Origin of the sequence: Paenibacillus sp. UASWS1643, assembly GCF_008693195.1 — a bacterium.
Classification (GTDB): Bacteria; Bacillota; Bacilli; order Paenibacillales; family Paenibacillaceae; genus Paenibacillus; species Paenibacillus amylolyticus_B.
In genome coordinates this window covers 1-231 of sequence record NZ_VXKZ01000008.1, presented here as the reverse complement: position 1 = coordinate 231, position 231 = coordinate 1, and the positions used below count along the sequence as shown (strand labels likewise).

Genomic DNA, 231 nt, shown 5'->3' with positions numbered 1-231 from the left:
ACATTCGCGGTTGTAGACATGATGTTTGTTTCCCCCGGTTCATTTTCTATTAGTAGTTATAATCATCAAGAACTTCAAAAAGCTCACTTTCAAACTCGGACTGTGATTCATCACTGTCAATAAAGTCAGGCAGAACCTCAAGGTAATGAGCTAATCCTTCTATCGTTCTATGAAGTATGGCCTCGTGTTGCGATTTTTCAAGAAGTTTCACGACGAGTGCAAAAACTTCTA

Annotated in this window: 1 pseudogene; it reads right to left on the bottom strand. The window is 39.0% G+C overall.

The annotated features are described in order from the left end of the window. Positions 1 to 49: 49 nt before the first annotated feature. Positions 50 to 231, bottom strand: a pseudogene (locus FE296_RS33125) (transcriptional regulator); the annotation flags it as partial.